The sequence below is a fragment of the Aquabacterium sp. A3 genome, assembly GCF_038069945.1.
Lineage (GTDB): Bacteria > Pseudomonadota > Gammaproteobacteria > Burkholderiales > Burkholderiaceae_C > Aquabacterium.
Genome location: NZ_JBBPEV010000001.1, coordinates 1,716,614 through 1,730,899, shown reverse-complemented (window position 1 = coordinate 1,730,899; position 14,286 = coordinate 1,716,614). Strand labels below are relative to the sequence as shown.

16 protein-coding genes are annotated in these 14,286 nt (G+C 66.6%); 8 read left to right on the top strand and 8 right to left on the bottom strand.

All coding sequences use genetic code 11. The features are described from left to right. Nucleotides 1–18 precede the first annotated feature (18 nt). Nucleotides 19–654, bottom strand: coding sequence for an MBL fold metallo-hydrolase (locus tag WNB94_RS07680; protein ID WP_341389459.1), 636 nt, complete (start codon nt 652–654; stop codon nt 19–21). Nucleotides 655–755: 101 nt separating this feature from the next. Here WNB94_RS07680 and WNB94_RS07675 point away from each other — a divergent pair, with 101 nt between their 5' ends. Beyond that, a complete protein-coding gene (locus tag WNB94_RS07675; protein ID WP_341389457.1) occupies nt 756–1,649 on the top strand; it encodes a methylated-DNA--[protein]-cysteine S-methyltransferase in 894 nt (297 codons plus the stop codon). On the opposite strand, the gene WNB94_RS07670 is transcribed toward WNB94_RS07675, so the two are convergent. Next, a complete protein-coding gene (locus tag WNB94_RS07670) occupies nt 1,650–2,075 on the bottom strand; it encodes an MAPEG family protein (protein ID WP_341389456.1) in 426 nt (141 codons plus the stop codon). 95 nt (nt 2,076–2,170) lie between these two features. Here WNB94_RS07670 and WNB94_RS07665 point away from each other — a divergent pair, with 95 nt between their 5' ends. Further along, nucleotides 2,171–2,506 (top strand): YegP family protein, encoded by a 336-nt coding sequence (locus tag WNB94_RS07665; protein WP_341389455.1) that lies wholly within the window; start codon nt 2,171–2,173, stop codon nt 2,504–2,506. 64 nt (nt 2,507–2,570) lie between these two features. After that, nucleotides 2,571–4,079 (top strand): potassium/proton antiporter, encoded by a 1,509-nt coding sequence (locus WNB94_RS07660; RefSeq protein ID WP_341389454.1) that lies wholly within the window; start codon nt 2,571–2,573, stop codon nt 4,077–4,079. On the opposite strand, the gene WNB94_RS07655 is transcribed toward WNB94_RS07660, so the two are convergent. The 3 genes from WNB94_RS07655 to WNB94_RS07645 all read right to left on the bottom strand — a co-directional run bounded on the left by WNB94_RS07655 (nt 4,080) and on the right by WNB94_RS07645 (nt 6,694). Continuing rightward, entirely contained in the window at nt 4,080–5,204 is a 1,125-nt protein-coding gene (locus WNB94_RS07655; protein WP_341389453.1) for a diguanylate cyclase, read from the bottom strand. It lies immediately after the preceding gene. Between the two features lie 85 nt (nt 5,205–5,289). Continuing rightward, nucleotides 5,290–5,808: a YqhA family protein gene (locus WNB94_RS07650; RefSeq protein WP_341389451.1), complete on the bottom strand. Its 519-nt coding sequence runs from the start codon at nt 5,806–5,808 to the stop codon at nt 5,290–5,292. Between the two features lie 73 nt (nt 5,809–5,881). Next, on the bottom strand, nt 5,882–6,694 hold the full coding sequence (locus WNB94_RS07645; RefSeq protein ID WP_341389449.1) for an exodeoxyribonuclease III: 813 nt from the start codon (nt 6,692–6,694) through the stop codon (nt 5,882–5,884). 17 nt (nt 6,695–6,711) lie between these two features. Here WNB94_RS07645 and pyrE point away from each other — a divergent pair, with 17 nt between their 5' ends. Both pyrE and WNB94_RS07635 read left to right on the top strand, forming a co-directional pair. Continuing rightward, nucleotides 6,712–7,389 (top strand): orotate phosphoribosyltransferase, encoded by a 678-nt coding sequence (gene pyrE, locus WNB94_RS07640; protein WP_341389448.1) that lies wholly within the window; start codon nt 6,712–6,714, stop codon nt 7,387–7,389. A gap of 39 nt (nt 7,390–7,428) precedes the next feature. After that, complete coding sequence (locus WNB94_RS07635) at nt 7,429–8,103, top strand: DUF4124 domain-containing protein (protein WP_341389447.1); 675 nt, start codon at nt 7,429–7,431, stop codon at nt 8,101–8,103. Between the two features lie 15 nt (nt 8,104–8,118). On the opposite strand, the gene gatB is transcribed toward WNB94_RS07635, so the two are convergent. From gatB to gatC, 3 genes are read right to left on the bottom strand one after another with little or no spacing between them, the layout of a single operon-like run. Next, nucleotides 8,119–9,597 carry an Asp-tRNA(Asn)/Glu-tRNA(Gln) amidotransferase subunit GatB gene (gene gatB / locus WNB94_RS07630; RefSeq protein ID WP_341389445.1) on the bottom strand — a complete coding sequence of 493 codons (1,479 nt, stop codon included), beginning with the start codon at nt 9,595–9,597 and terminating at the stop codon, nt 8,119–8,121. A gap of 22 nt (nt 9,598–9,619) precedes the next feature. After that, nucleotides 9,620–11,113: an Asp-tRNA(Asn)/Glu-tRNA(Gln) amidotransferase subunit GatA gene (gene gatA, locus WNB94_RS07625; protein WP_341389444.1), complete on the bottom strand. Its 1,494-nt coding sequence runs from the start codon at nt 11,111–11,113 to the stop codon at nt 9,620–9,622. A 5-nt stretch (nt 11,114–11,118) separates the two neighbouring features. Next, nucleotides 11,119–11,418 (bottom strand): Asp-tRNA(Asn)/Glu-tRNA(Gln) amidotransferase subunit GatC, encoded by a 300-nt coding sequence (gene gatC, locus WNB94_RS07620; RefSeq protein ID WP_341389443.1) that lies wholly within the window; start codon nt 11,416–11,418, stop codon nt 11,119–11,121. 299 nt (nt 11,419–11,717) lie between these two features. Between gatC and WNB94_RS07615 the strand changes: the two genes are divergently transcribed. The 3 genes from WNB94_RS07615 to mreD all read left to right on the top strand — a co-directional run bounded on the left by WNB94_RS07615 (nt 11,718) and on the right by mreD (nt 14,279). Then, nucleotides 11,718–12,761 (top strand): rod shape-determining protein, encoded by a 1,044-nt coding sequence (locus tag WNB94_RS07615; RefSeq protein ID WP_161648733.1) that lies wholly within the window; start codon nt 11,718–11,720, stop codon nt 12,759–12,761. A 79-nt stretch (nt 12,762–12,840) separates the two neighbouring features. After that, nucleotides 12,841–13,767, top strand: a complete 927-nt coding sequence (gene mreC, locus WNB94_RS07610; RefSeq protein ID WP_341389441.1) for a rod shape-determining protein MreC — start codon at nt 12,841–12,843, stop codon at nt 13,765–13,767. Further along, a complete protein-coding gene (mreD, locus tag WNB94_RS07605; RefSeq protein ID WP_341389440.1) occupies nt 13,764–14,279 on the top strand; it encodes a rod shape-determining protein MreD in 516 nt (171 codons plus the stop codon). The genes mreC and mreD overlap by 4 nt, the downstream gene beginning before the upstream one ends. The last annotated feature ends 7 nt before the right edge of the window (nt 14,280–14,286 follow it).

Sequence of the window (14,286 nt, the reverse complement as noted above, 5' to 3'; positions counted from 1 at the left end):
GCTGTGGCAGGCGCCGCTTCAGCCCCGCAGATAGGGGTTGAAGCGGCGTTCTTCGCCCAGCGTGCTTTCGGGGCCATGCCCCGGCGTGAACGTGACGTCATCGCCCAGCGGCAGCAGCCTTGTCTTGATCGCGTTGATCAGGTCGGCGTGGTTACCCAGCGGAAAGTCGGTGCGGCCGATGCTGCCGGCAAACAGCACGTCGCCCACAAACGCGTGTTTCAGCTCGGCCGAATAAAACACCACGTGGCCAGGCGTGTGGCCAGGGCAGTGCAGCACCTGCAGCGTGCTCTGGCCGATCTGCACCGTGTCGCCCTGGTCCAGCCAGCGTGTGGGGGCAAAGCCTTCGGCCTGCGGAAAGCCGAACATCTGGCTTTGCTGCGGCAGCGCATCGATCCAGAACTGATCGCCCGGGTGCGGGCCGATGATGGGCAGCGCCAGTGTGCGCGCCAGCGTACCGGTGCCACCGGCATGGTCGATGTGCGCGTGCGTGAGCCACAGGGCCTTGAGCGTCAGCCCGCGTTCTTCCACCGCTTGCAACAAGGTGCCGATGTCACCACCGGGGTCGATCAGCGCGGCCTCGTTCGTCTCGTTACACCAGACGAGCGAGCAGTTTTGTTCAAAGGCGGTGACGGGGAGGGTGAGGCGGTGGAGCATGGCGCCAAGCGTAGCACCGAGCACGCAAAAAGACATCTGACGCCCCCGGCCAGCACAAGAATCGGGTGGACAGCCCTTGAGGCCCCGCTAGCATGGGCGCCATGAACGACACCGGCCTGTCCAACCCCGCATGGCTGGCGCAGCACGCCGATTACCAGCGTGTGCGCCAGGCCATCGAGTTCCTGTCGGCGCACTGGCGGCGCCAGCCCGAATTGGCCGAGCTGGCCGCGCACCTGGGCCTCAGCGAGGCCCACCTGCACAAGCTGTTCAGTCGGTGGGCCGGTGTGAGCCCCAAGCGTTTTGTGCAAAGCCTGACCAAGGCGCACGCCAAGGCGCTGTTGCGCCAGCACTCGGTGCTGGACACGGCCTTGGCGGTGGGCCTCAGTGGGCCCAGCCGTTTGCACGATCTGATGGTGGTGCACGAGGCCGTCACCCCGGGCGAGTACCAGCGCCAGGGGGCTGGCCTGTGCGTGCGCTGGGGCGTGCATCCGTCGCCCCTGGGTGAGGTGCTGCTGGCGGTGGCGCCCCGCGGGGTGTGCTTTCTGGCGTTTTTTGACACCCCTGACGAGCGGCTGCAGGCTGAGCACGACCTGCGCCAGGCCTGGGGGCGGGCCCTGCTGGTGCACGAGCCCGAGGCCACCGTGCCGTGGGTGCAGCGGGTGTTTGCGCCCTGGTCGGCGGCTGAGTGGGGCACATCACCCCGGGCGCCGCTGCCGGTGTTGCTCAAGGGCTCGCCGTTTCAACTGCAGGTGTGGGAGGCCCTGTTGCGCCTGCCGCCCGGTGGTGTGTGCAGCTACGGGGATCTGGCTGCGCGTCTGGGCCAGCCCAGCGCCACCCGGGCGGTGGCCAGCGCGGTGGCGCGCAACCAGATCGGCTGGCTCATCCCGTGTCACCGGGTGATCCGCGCCAGCGGCGAGGTGCACGACTACCGCTGGGGCAGTGACCGTAAAAAAGCCTTGCTGGCCTGGGAGAGTGCGACTGGCGCGCAGACCTGATCAAGGCAGGCTCAGCACGTGTTGCGCAGCCAGCATCCACAAGATCACCAGCACGAGATTGCTGGCGGCAAACACCACCAGGCGGTGGATCACATGGTTGTAACTGAGGTGCACCATGCTGTGCGCGATGCGCAGACCCACGTAGGCCCAGGCAAGCGTTTGCGTGATGGGCGTCTGGCCGTTCGTCACATACAGCATCAGTCCCACCACATAAAACAGCATGGGCAGTTCCAGCAGGTTCATGTAGTTGCGGTTGGGCAGGCTCACATGGGGCGGCACCTGGGCTGATTCGCCGTACTTGAAGTCGTCAGGCCGGATCTCGCCTTTCAGGCCGGCGCGGATGCGGACGACCGGAATGAGCAGGAGCACCAGGCTGGTCCAGGCGGCCAGTGCCAGCAGGGGCCACAGGATGGTGGTTTGGGTCATGACATGAGGGCGCCGGACTTGACAGCCCGGCGGGCTGCGTTATGGTTGAGCGGTGCAATGTCGCACAGACTTCAGTCACTGAACAGGAGCAGTCGATGGCAGGATGGTTCGAACTCAGCAAGAGCAGCGATGGGCAATTCCGCTTTGTACTCAAGGCGGGCAACGCCGAGACCATCCTGAGCAGCGAGCTGTACAAAACCCGTGCGGCGGCCGAAAACGGCATCGCCTCGGTGCAGAAAAACGCCCCTGACGACACCCGTTACGAGCGCAAGACCGCCGCCAACGGCAAGTTTCACTTCAACCTCAAGGCGGCCAACCACCAGGTCATTGGCAGCAGCCAGCTCTACGCCTCCGAGGCGTCGCGCGACAACGGCATCGCCAGCGTGCAGACCAATGGCGTCAGCACCACCGTCAAAGACCTGACCGCCTGACGGCGGCCCCAAGCCGGGGGGCTGGCCGCAGGGCGCGCAAGGGAATCTGAGATGATGTGAGCACATGCTCAACCTGGATTTCCTCAGCCTGCCCTTGCTCACCGCGTCGGTGTTGTTCTTCGCCAGTCTGCTGGTGGGGGTGTTCTCGAAACGGGCGGGGTTCTCATTCCTGCTGGCCTTTCTGTTCACCGGCATCATGGCCGGCGAGGACGGCCCCTTCGGTGTCCGGTTCAATGATTACCGGCTCAGCTTCTGGGTGGGCAACATCGCCCTGGCCATCATCTTGCTGGACGGTGGGCTGCGCACCAGTTTCACCACCTTCCGCACGGGCCTGAAGCCCGCCCTGTTGCTGGCCACGGTGGGGGTGGCGCTCACCTCGGGCTTCACGGCGCTGGCCGCCCGGGTGTTTCTGGACCTGTCCTGGCCCACGGCGTTTTTGCTCGGGGCCATCGTCGGCTCGACCGATGCGGCGGCGGTGTTTTCGCTCTTGAAATCGGCCGGGGTGCGCCTCAATGAGCGGGTGGCCACCACGCTGGAGATCGAATCCGGCATGAACGACCCCATGGCCGTCTTTCTCACGCTCACCTTCATCGGGGTGGCATCGGCGGGGGGGCTGGCCGGGCTGGGCGACACCCACACCGAGCAGGTGCTGGACGTGATCACCTCGCTGGGCTCTCAGTTTGGCTGGGGCACGGTGCTGGGCATCGGGGCCGGGCTGGGCTTTGCCTGGGGGCTGGGCCGCCTGGGGCTGCTGACCGAAGCGCCCGATGGCGTGCTGGCCCTGCTGGTGGCCTCGGCCGGTCTGGTGGTGTTTGCCTTTGTCACCTGGTTCGGGGGCTCAGGATTCCTGGCGGTGTACCTCTTCGGCATCGCGCTCAACAAGAAGATCGGCCCGCAACTGGAGTCGTCCCTGTCGGCGCTGGACGGCTACGCCTGGCTGTCGCAGGCGTCGATGTTCTTGCTGCTGGGCCTGCTGGTCACGCCGTCCAGCATGCTGGAGACCTTCTGGCCCGCGCTGGCCGTGGCGCTGGCCATGATGTTCGTGGCCCGCCCGCTGGCGGTGTGGTTGTGCCTGGGCCCCATGGGCTTCACCCGCGAAGAGGTGGCCTACATCGGGTGGGTGGGGTTGCGCGGCGCGGTGCCGATTGTGCTGGCCATCTTCCCGTTCATGGCGGGCGTGCCCGATGCCCATCTCATCTTCAATGTGGCGTTTTTGGTGGTGCTGGCCTCGTTGATCCTGCAGGGCGCCAGCATCGGCTGGTTTGCCCGTCGCATGGACGTGGCGCTGCCCGACGATGCCAACGAGTCGGCCATGCGCCTGGTGTTTGGTGACTTCAACCTCACGGGCGAAACCATCGTGGCCGATGTGTGCCTGTTTTACGGTTTGCGAGAGCCGGACGACGCCCACCTGCCTTTGGGCAACTGGATGGCGCGTTCATTCAAGCGCCCCCTGGTGGTGGGCGACCACGTCATGCTCGATGGCGCCGAGTTGAGCGTGCGCAGCATGGACGGCGGCCGCGTTCAGTCGGTTGGTCTGAGGCTGCCGGACAGCCCTGCCGAGTCGCAGGCCTGATCAGGCCACCACGGTCTGGTTGCGTCCCGCCCGCTTGGCCTCGTACAGGGCCTGGTCGGCCCGGTCGATCGTGGCCTCCAGTGGTTCGCCGGGCACCTGCTGGGCCAGGCCGGCCGAGAATCGCACGCCCAGGTGTGGCAGGCTGGGGGCGAGCGACTCCATGCGCACGGCGTCATGCAAGCGGTCCAGGCTGTGACGCGCCTGGGGCAGTTGGCCCGCCGGCAGCATCAGCAGGAACTCTTCGCCACCCCAGCGCGCCAGCAGGTCGCTTTCGCGGATGCAGCGCAGCGACACCTCGGCAAAGCGCCGCAGCACCTCGTCGCCCACGCCATGGCCGTGGGTGTCGTTGATCTGTTTGAAGTGGTCCAGGTCGATGAGCGCCACGCAGAAGGGCTGGCCGGTGCGTTCGGCCAGCGCGCGCTGCACGCGCAGGGCCTCCATCATGTGGCGCCGGTTGTACAAGCCGGTCAGCTCATCGCGGGTGGCCAGCATCTGGATGCGTTCCAGGGCTTGCATCAGCTCCTGCTTGCGCGATTCCAGCCGCTTGCGCAGCATGCCCAGTTGCGCCGACAGCAGCGAGATGGTCGGCAGCGAGGTGCAGGCAAACAGGAAGTGGATCAGCTCCTGGCTGAAGGGGTGCTGGGCGGGATGGCGGTGGTGCAGCGTCAGCATCACCGCGCCCAGCGAGCCCAGGGCGAACACCGTGGCCCCTCGCGTGGCGCGGCCCGACAGGTTGAACATGCCAAACGTCAGGATGAGCGCCAGCAGGATCAGGGCGGCCCCCCGCGATTCATCCAGGATGGCGTACGACCACACCACCGCCACCAGGGCCAGCAGGATCTGCGGCAGGGTGAGGGAGGGGTCGGCATAACGCTGGGCGACACCAGTGCGCAGCAGCACGTAGATGCCCACCTCGCTGGCCACCATGAAGCTCAGCAGGGGGATGGCGGCGTCCCACGGCACCCGCCCCTGGGCCGCCATGAACACCAGCAGCCCACCAAAGATCACGTAGTTGATGGCCGCGACCATGAAGCGCTGGATGCGCAGCCGCTGTTTGGGGTCGGCCGTCATCAACCCGCGACACAGGGTCGAGAGGGTGGAGTTGGGGTCGGCAGGTTCAAACACGGACGCCATCCGGTGCATTTCGGCAGGCCGGTGGCGTTCTGTAGCCCTTGTTCAGGGGGGCGCCGGAACGCCGCTGGCCTGCTGCTCAGTGGGGATCTCGCGTCAGGCGCTCGGCAAACGAGATGCCGATGGCCGACAGCACGAAGGTGAAATGGATCACGGCCACCACCGCCACCACCTGGATGCTCTCCAGCGACAGCTCGCCGCTGAGGTAGGTTTTCAGCGCGTGCACGCCCGAGATCGAGATGATGGCAAAGGCCAGCTTCAGCTTGAGGTTGTAGGTGTTGACGTGGTCCAGCCAGTCGGGCTTTTCCATGTCGGTTTTGTTGAAGTGCCCGGTGGTGACGAACAGCGACACGCCCGCCAGGGCCACCACCCACACCAGTTGAGCCACCATGGTCATGTCCACCAGCTCCAGCACCTTGATGATCAGGTCGATCTTCTCCAGGTTACCGACGAGCAGGGTCTCCATCAGCTTGTAGGTTTCCAGCACGAACTTGCCCAGGATGCCCAGGATGATCGCCACCAGCCCCACGTAGAAAAACATCATGGTGAAGCGCATGCCGTACAGCAACGATCCCACGGCAGAAAGCAATTTGTCCATCTTGGTCAACCACAGTGCAAAGATTCAGCGCGCTTACTGTAGCGGTTTGTGGGCCGCCCTGCAGGGCCAGGGTTCACAGCGAGAAGTCGTAGTCGATCGTCAGAGGCGCGTGGTCGCTGAACCACTGCTCTTTGTAGATGCTGACCGCGCGGGCGGTCTCGGCCAGGGCGGGGGTGGCCAGGTGGTAGTCGATGCGCCAGCCCACGTTCTTGGCCCGGGCCTGGCCGCGGTTGCTCCACCAGGTGTAGCAGGCGTCGGTGGTGTCGGGGTGCAGGCGGCGGTACACGTCCACCAGGCGGGTCTCGCCCGCCGGGTCCAGCAGGCGGGTCATCCAGGCGCGCTCTTCGGGCAGGAAGCCCGAATTTTTCAGGTTGCCCTTCCAGTTCTTCAGGTCGGCCTCCTGGTGGGCGATGTTCACGTCGCCGATCAGGATGAACTCGCGCTCGCCACGCAGGCGCGCCAGGTGGGGGTGGATGAGGTCCAGAAAACGGTACTTGGCCGCCTGGCGCTCGTCGCCGCTGGAGCCGCTGGGGAAGTAGCAACTGATGAGCGACAGCTTGCGCCCCGGCTTGTCAAAGCGGGCCTCCACGTAGCGGCCTTCGGCGTCGAATTCGCCCGTGGGATCGCTGGCGCCCAGGCCGATGATCACGTCAGACGGCTCGTGCCGGGTGTAGAAGCCCACGCCCGAATAGCCCTTTTTCTGCGCATGGTGAAAGTGCCCCTGCATGCCGGCCACCTGGCGCAGGGGCTCGGGCATGTCGTCGGCGTGCACTTTGATTTCCTGCACGCCCATACAATCGGCCGAGAGGGTTTCAGCCCAGGGCACCAGGCCCTTGGTGGCCGCCGAGCGGATGCCATTGAGGTTGAGCGAGACCAGACGAAACACGAGACACCATCCACATCATGAGCAACACCCCATCCCACAACACGCTGGCCCAGGAGTTCGTGGCCTTCGCGGTGCAGTCCCAGGTGCTGCGGTTCGGGGAATTCAAGACCAAGGCAGGACGGTTGTCACCGTACTTCTTCAATGCCGGCTTGTTCGACGACGGCGCCAAGCTGGGCCGCCTGGCTGAATTCTATGCACGTCGGCTGGTCGAGTCCGGCCTGCAGTTCGACATGCTCTTCGGCCCGGCCTACAAGGGCATCACGCTGGCCGCGGCCGTGTCGATCGAGCTGGCCCGCCTGGGCCACAACAAGCCGTTTGCCTACAACCGCAAAGAGGCCAAGGACCACGGCGAAGGCGGCGTGCTGGTGGGCGCGCCCGTGCAAGGCCGGGTGCTGATCATCGACGATGTGATCTCGGCGGGCACCTCGGTGCGCGAGTCGCTGCAGATGATCCGGGCCGCGGGGGCCACCCCTTGTGGCGTGACGATTGCCCTGGACCGTCAGGAAAAGGCCACGCAAGACGGGGCCGACAGCCCCCTGAGTGCGGTGCAACAGGTGGAACAACAGCATGGTTTGCCGGTGATTTCCATCGCCACCCTGACGGATTTGCTGCAGTATCTGTCTGTGCAGTCCGATCCCGGACTGTCGGCTTTCCTCGCGCCGGTGGAGGCCTACCGCACCCGCTACGGGGTGTGAATCCTCTGATGGCAGGCATGTAATCCGCAACCTCAAGGCATGAGCACCGACGACCGTCTCGTCTTCCTGAGGGCATCCGGCCTGGGCCGCATGCTGGGGGCGTTCGCGCTGGCCTGGGTGTGCCTTCACGCCGGGGCCGGGCCCGCGGGCATTTACACCTGCGTGGATGCGCAGGGACGGCGCCACACGTCGGACCGGCCCATTCCCGAATGCCTGGACCGCGAACAGCGTGTGCTCAACCGAGATGGCTCGCAGCGGCAGGTGGTGCCCCCGCGCATGACGGCCGAGCAACGCGCCGCCGCCGAAGAGCGCCGCCGCCAACTCGAGCGCCAGGAGGCGGCCCGCAAGGACGCCATCCGCCGTGACCGCAACCTGTTGCACCGATTCCCGGACGAACCCACCCACGCCCAGGCGCGGTCCAACGCCCTGGAGGTGGTGCGGCGCGTCATCCAGGGGGCCGAGCGGCAACTGGTGGAGCTGGACGCCGAGCGTCAGCGCCTGGACGCCGAGGCCGAGTTCTACGAGGGGCGCCGACTGCCGCCCCGGTTGCGCAGCCAGGTGGATGCCAACGACGCCCAGCGGCAGGCCCAGCGCGATGTGATCCAGACCCAGCGCGGCGAACTGGACCGCATCAACGCCCTGTACGACGTTGAGCTGGAGCGGCTGCGGCGCTTGTGGGCCGGTCAGCCGGCGGGGTTTGACGCCGCCCCGTGAGTGGGGCGGGGGCTGTCAGCCCGCGAGCTTCTTTTTGAGCAGCTCGTTGACCGTGGCCGGGTTGGCCTTGCCCTTGGTGGCCTTCATGGCCTGACCCACGAGGGCGTTGAAGGCTTTGTCTTTGCCCGCGCGGAACTCTTCGACCGACTTGGCGTTGGCCGCCAGGATGTCGTCGAGGATCTTCTCCAACTCGCCGGTGTCGCTCATCTGCTTGAGTCCCTTGGACTCGATCAGCGCATCGACGCGGGCCAGGCCCTCTCCGGTGCCTTCGCCGTTCCACAGGCCGTCAAACACCTGCTTGGCGCCGGCGTTCGAGATGGTGCCGTCGCTGATGCGCGAGACCATCGCGGCCAGCAGCTCGGGTGACACCGGCGAGGCCTCGATGGTTTGCTCGGCCGCATTCAGGCGGCGCGAGACCTCGCCCATCAGCCAGTTGCTCACCAGCTTCGGGCTTCCGCAAGCCTTCGCTGCCGATTCGAAGAACGCACCAAAGGCCTTGGACTGCGTCATCATCGTCGCGTCGTAGGCCGGCAGGCCGTAGTCGGCCACGAAGCGCTCGGCCATCACGCGCGGCAGCTCGGGCATCTGTGCGCGGATGCGTTCCACCCACTCCGGCGCGATCACCAGCGGTGGCAGGTCGGGGTCGGGGAAGTAGCGGTAGTCGTGCGCGTCTTCCTTGCTGCGCATGGCGCGCGTCTCGCCCGTGTCGGGGTTGAACAGCACCGTGGCCTGCTGGATGGGCAGGCCGTCTTCGATCTGGTCGATCTGCCAGTTGATCTCGAAGTCGGTGGCCTGCACGATGTGCTTGAAGCTGTTGAGGTTCTTGATCTCGCGGCGTGTGCCCAGGGGTGCGCCGGGCTTGCGCACCGACACGTTCACGTCGCAGCGGAACGAGCCCTCTTGCATGTTGCCGTCGCAGATGCCCAGCCACACCACCAGGGTGTGCAGGGCTCGGGCGTACTCGGCGGCTTCGGCGCTGCTGCGCAGGTCGGGCTCGGTCACGATCTCGATGAGCGGCGTGCCCGCGCGGTTGAGGTCGATGCCCGAGGACTTCTCGCCGTTGAAGCCGATGAAGTCGTCGTGCAGCGACTTGCCCGCGTCTTCTTCCAAGTGGGCGCGCACCAGGCGCACCGTGTGGGGCTGATCGCCCACGAAGAAGCTGACCGCGCCGCCTTGCACGACGGGCACTTCGTACTGGCTGATCTGGTAGCCCTTGGGCAGGTCGGGGTAGAAGTAGTTCTTGCGCGCAAAGATCGAGCGCGGCGCGATCTGTGAGCCCACCGACAGGCCGAAGGCGATGGCGCGCTCGACCGCGCCGTGGTTCATCACGGGCAGGGTGCCGGGCAGGGCCAGATCGACCGCGCAGGCCTGGGTGTTGGGCTCGGCGCCGAAGCGCGTGGAGGCGCCCGAGAAGATCTTCGACTGCGTCGAGAGCTGGACGTGGGTTTCGATGCCGATGACGACCTCGTAACCCCGGACAAATTTGCCACTCATGGTGTGTGTCTCAGGTTCGGGTTCAGGCCAGGGCCGTGGGCTTGCGCGCATGCCAGTCGGTGACCTGCTGGAAGGCGTGGGCCGTGCGCAGCAGTTCGGCTTCTTGCCAGTAGTTGCCCACCAGTTGCAGGCCCACGGGCAGGCCACGCTCGCCAAAGCCGCAGGGCACGCTCATGCCGGGCAGGCCGGCCAGCGAGGCGGGCAGCGTGAAGATGTCGGCGAGGTAGTCCTGCACCGGGTCGGTTTGTGAGCCGATGGGGCGGGCCACCGTGGGCGACACCGGGCCGGCGATCACATCGCACACCTTGAAGGCGGCCTGGAAGTCGTCGGCGATCATGCGGCGCAGCTTCTGGGCCTGGAGGTAGTAGGCGTCGTAGTAGCCGTGCGAAAGCACGTAGGTGCCGATCATGATGCGGCGCTTGACCTCGGGGCCGAAGCCTTCGGCGCGGGTCTTGCGGTACATGTCGTTGAGGTCGCTGTACTTGGCGGCGCGGTGGCCGAACTTCACGCCATCAAAGCGGCTCAGGTTGGACGAGGCCTCGGCCGGCGCGATGATGTAGTACACGGGGATGGACAACTCGGTGCGCGGCAGGCTCACGTCCACCAGGGTGGCGCCCATGGCTTCGAGCTGGGCCAGGGCGGCTCGGGTGGCGCTCAGCACGTCGGCGCTCACACCGTTGCCGAAGAATTCTTGCGGCACACCCACGCGCAAACCTTGCAGGGGCTGGTCGGCGGTGGCGCCTGCGCGCGGCGTGGTCAGCGCGGCCACGAAGTCGGGCACGGGTTGCTGGGCGCTGGTGGCGTCGCGCTCGTCAAAGCCGCTCATGGCCTGCAGCAGCAAGGCGCAGTCTTCGGCGGTGCGGGCCATCGGGCCGGCCTGGTCGAGCGACGAGGCAAACGCGATCATGCCGTAGCGCGAGCAGCGGCCATAGGTGGGCTTGATGCCGGTGATGCCGGTGAGCGCGGCGGGCTGGCGGATCGAACCGCCGGTGTCCGAACCCGTGGCGCCAGCCACCAGGCGACCCGACACGGCCACGGCCGAGCCACCGGAGGAGCCGCCGGCGATCTGTTCGAGCATCCAGGGGTTGCGGGCCACGCCATAGGCCGAGTTCTCGGTGGCGCCGCCCATGGCGAATTCGTCGCAGTTGACCTTGCCCACGCTCACCGTGCCGGCCGCTTTCAGCCGGGCCACGATGGTGGCGTCAAAGGGGCTGAGGTAGCCCTTGAGCATCCTGGAGGCCGCCGTGGTGGGCATGCCCTGCGTGACGAAGATGTCCTTGTGGGCGATGGGCACGCCGTCCAGCGGACCCAGGGTCTGGCCGGCGGCGCGGCGGGCGTCGGCGGCGGCGGCCTGGGCCAATGCGCCGTCGGTGTCCACGTGCAGGAAGGCGCCCAGCTCGGTGTGGCTGGCGATGCGCTCCAGCACATGGCGGGTCAGCGCCACCGAGGTGGTCTGACCGTTGGCCAGGGCCTGGCTTTGCTGCGCCAGGGTCAGGTCATGCAATGCAGTGGTCATGGTGCTCATTCGATCACCTTCGGAACCAGGAACAGGCCCTCGTCGCGGGCCGGGGCGTTGGCCATGTTGGCCTCGCGCTGGTCGGGCTCGGTGACGGCGTCCTCGCGCAGGCGCAGGGTGACGTCTTCGATGGCCGACAAAGGGGTGTACAGCGGCTCGACGCCCGAGGTGTCGACGGCGCGCATCTTCTCGACGATGTCGAAGAACTCGTTCAGTTGGGTCAGCATTTCGGCCGCCTCGTCGTCGCGCAATTCGAGGCGCGCGAGCTGGGCGATCCGGCCAACGTCGTCAGCGGTGAGGGACATGGTTGTTTCTGGGGGGTAAACACGACGGGCAACGCCTCGAAAAGACGGCCCCTTGGAGTATTATCCTAGGTTATCCACAAGGATCTTTTTCGCGCAGCTGTTTGCCTTTGAGGTCGCCTTCGGGTTTGATCCAGGTTTTGACTTCGAGGCTGGGGCTGCGCGAGCTGTTTCTGCGATGGCGGTGGCCGTGGCGGTGTCGGGCGGATGTGCGGTGGTGGTGCTCGCCAGAATGTGCTGGAGCGCCGCGCCCGGGGCCCCACGCACGTCAGCCGACCCATCTCCCCCCGGAGCTTTGCTGCATGTATTCGATGTTTCGAAAGTACTTTTCCACCGATCTGGCGATCGACCTGGGCACCGCCAACACGTTGATTTACGTGCGCGACAAGGGCATCGTGTTGGACGAACCCTCGGTGGTGTCGATCCGACACGAGGGTGGCCCCAACGGCAAAAAAACCATCCAGGCGGTGGGGGCCGAGGCCAAGGCCATGCTGGGCAAGGTGCCCGGCAACATCGAGGCCATCCGCCCGATGAAGGACGGCGTGATCGCCGACTTCACCGTGACCGAGCAGATGCTCAAGCAGTTCATCAAGATGGTGCATCCGCGCTCGGTGTTGAAGCCGTCGCCCCGCATCATCATCTGCGTGCCCTGCGGTTCCACCCAGGTCGAGCGTCGGGCCATCCGCGAGTCGGCCCTGGGCGCCGGCGCCTCCGAGGTCTACCTGATCGAAGAGCCCATGGCCGCAGCCATCGGTGCCGGCCTGCCGGTGTCCGAGGCCTCCGGCTCGATGGTGGTCGACATCGGCGGTGGCACGACCGAAGTGGGCGTGATCTCGCTGGGCGGCATGGTCTACAAGGGCAGCGTGCGCGTGGGCGGCGACAAGTTCGACGAGGCCATCATCAACTACATCCGCCGCAACTACGGCATGTTGATCGGTGAGCCCACGGCCGAGGCCATCAAGAAAGAAATCGGCAGTGCCTTCCCCGGCTCCGAGGTCAAGGAGATGGAAGTCAAGGGCCGCAACCTGTCTGAAGGTGTGCCCCGCAGCTTCACCATCTCGTCCAACGAGATCCTGGAAGCCCTGACCGACCCGCTCAACCAGATCGTCTCGGCCGTGAAGAACGCGCTGGAGCAGACCCCGCCCGAACTGGGCGCCGACATCGCCGAGCGCGGCATGATGCTGACCGGGGGCGGCGCACTGTTGCGCGACCTGGACCGCCTGCTGGCCGAAGAAACCGGCCTGCCCGTGCACGTGGCCGAAGACCCGCTGACCTGCGTGGTGCGCGGTTGCGGCATGGCGCTGGAGCGCATGGACCGCCTGGGCAGCATTTTCACGTCCGAGTAAGCCTGAGTAAAACGCCCGTGCCCGCGCCTGCGCACTGCAGGCAGTTGGGCCGATTTCTGGCTGGCCTTGACCTCTTGACATGCCACTGGCCACACTAGACCGATCGCCGCCGCCCTTTTTCAAGCAAGGGCCGTCGGCGTTCACGCGTCTGATGTTTTACGCGGCCCTGGCGGTGTTTCTGATGGCGGCGGATGGCCGATGGAACCTCACGCAGCCGCTGCGCGCCGGGCTGGCCACGGTGCTGCACCCGGTGCAGCAGGTGCTGCTGGCGCCCATGCGGGCGCTGGAGTCGATCTCACACTACGCGTCGGGGCTGGAAGAGGCCCGCGATGTGCAGCAGCGCGCTGAACGGGCCTTGATGGCCCAGGCCGATCGCGTGATGCGGCTGGAGCAGGTTCAGATCGAAAACGACCGCCTGAGGGCCTTGCTGGATCTGCGGGCCCGCACAGTGGTGCCCACCCTGGCGGCCCAGGTGCAGTACGACGCCCCCGACCCGTTCTCGCGCAAGGTGGTGATCGACCGTGGCGCCCTTCAGGGCGTGAAGCCGGGGGTGCCCGCCATCGATGAGCACGGTGTGCTGGGCCAGGTCACACGGGTGTACCCCTTGTCGGCCGAGATCACCCTGGTGACCGACCAGAACGCCGCCGTGCCCGTGGTGAACCTGCGCAGCCAGCAGCGCGGTGTGGCCTTTGGCCAGCCCAAGACACGCGGCATGGAGTTGAGGTTCATGGCCGGCAACGCCGATGTGCAGGTGGGCGATGTGCTACAGACCTCGGGTCTGGACGGCATCTACCCCTCGGGGCTGCCCGTGGCCACGGTCGTGTCGGTGGACCGCCGGGCGGAAACCTCGTTTGCGCGCGTGCAGTTGCGCCCGTTCGCCCAGGCCGAGCAGCCGCGCCACGTGCTCTTGCTGCTGACCGTCACCGACGCGCCCAATCCGGTCAGTTCGGCGTCGGCGGCCTCTGCCGCGGCCGCGGCTTCCGTGCCCGGAGGTGAGCAGCCATGATGCCGCGCGGCAATGAACTGCTCTTGCCGGTGAACCCTTTGTTCATCTGGCTGTCCTTGCTGGGGGCGCTGGTGCTCAACCTGCTGCCCTGGGGGCGTTGGGCCGGCATGCCGGACTTCCTGGCCGTGGTGCTGGTGTTCTGGAGCGTGCATCAGCCGCGCCGCGTGGGTGTGGGGGCGGCGTTCATCTTCGGCCTGTTCATGGACGTGCATGAAGCCGCCTTGCTGGGACAACATGCCTTGGCCTACACCCTGCTGAGCTTTTTTGCCATCACGGTGCACCGGCGCTTGTTGTGGTTCACCGTCGGCTCGCAGGCCTTGCAGATCGCGCCGCTGTTCGTGGCTGCCCACGCCGTGTCCTTGCTGGTTCGCCTGGTGGCCGGCGGGGTGTTTCCGGGCTGGTGGCTGTTGCTGGCCCCTGCGCTGGAGTCGCTGATGTGGCCGCTGGCCACCGCCATCCTGCTCGCACCGCAGCGCCGTCCGCCGGTGCGTGACAAGAACCGGCCGCTGTGATGCGTCG

Bases quoted from the DNA above. Each gene is read 5' to 3' on its own strand.
- WNB94_RS07680 (WP_341389459.1), bottom strand. From the start codon at position 654: ATGCTCCACCGCCTCACCCTCCCCGTCACCGCCTTTGAACAAAACTGC.
- WNB94_RS07675 (WP_341389457.1), top strand. From the start codon at position 756: ATGAACGACACCGGCCTGTCCAACCCCGCATGGCTGGCGCAGCACGCC.
- WNB94_RS07670 (WP_341389456.1), bottom strand. From the start codon at position 2,075: ATGACCCAAACCACCATCCTGTGGCCCCTGCTGGCACTGGCCGCCTGG.
- WNB94_RS07665 (WP_341389455.1), top strand. From the start codon at position 2,171: ATGGCAGGATGGTTCGAACTCAGCAAGAGCAGCGATGGGCAATTCCGC.
- WNB94_RS07660 (WP_341389454.1), top strand. From the start codon at position 2,571: ATGCTCAACCTGGATTTCCTCAGCCTGCCCTTGCTCACCGCGTCGGTG.
- WNB94_RS07650 (WP_341389451.1), bottom strand. From the start codon at position 5,808: ATGGACAAATTGCTTTCTGCCGTGGGATCGTTGCTGTACGGCATGCGC.
- pyrE (WP_341389448.1), top strand. From the start codon at position 6,712: ATGAGCAACACCCCATCCCACAACACGCTGGCCCAGGAGTTCGTGGCC.
- WNB94_RS07635 (WP_341389447.1), top strand. From the start codon at position 7,429: ATGAGCACCGACGACCGTCTCGTCTTCCTGAGGGCATCCGGCCTGGGC.
- gatB (WP_341389445.1), bottom strand. From the start codon at position 9,597: ATGAGTGGCAAATTTGTCCGGGGTTACGAGGTCGTCATCGGCATCGAA.
- gatA (WP_341389444.1), bottom strand. From the start codon at position 11,113: ATGACCACTGCATTGCATGACCTGACCCTGGCGCAGCAAAGCCAGGCC.
- gatC (WP_341389443.1), bottom strand. From the start codon at position 11,418: ATGTCCCTCACCGCTGACGACGTTGGCCGGATCGCCCAGCTCGCGCGC.
- WNB94_RS07615 (WP_161648733.1), top strand. From the start codon at position 11,718: ATGTATTCGATGTTTCGAAAGTACTTTTCCACCGATCTGGCGATCGAC.
- mreC (WP_341389441.1), top strand. From the start codon at position 12,841: ATGCCACTGGCCACACTAGACCGATCGCCGCCGCCCTTTTTCAAGCAA.
- mreD (WP_341389440.1), top strand. From the start codon at position 13,764: ATGATGCCGCGCGGCAATGAACTGCTCTTGCCGGTGAACCCTTTGTTC.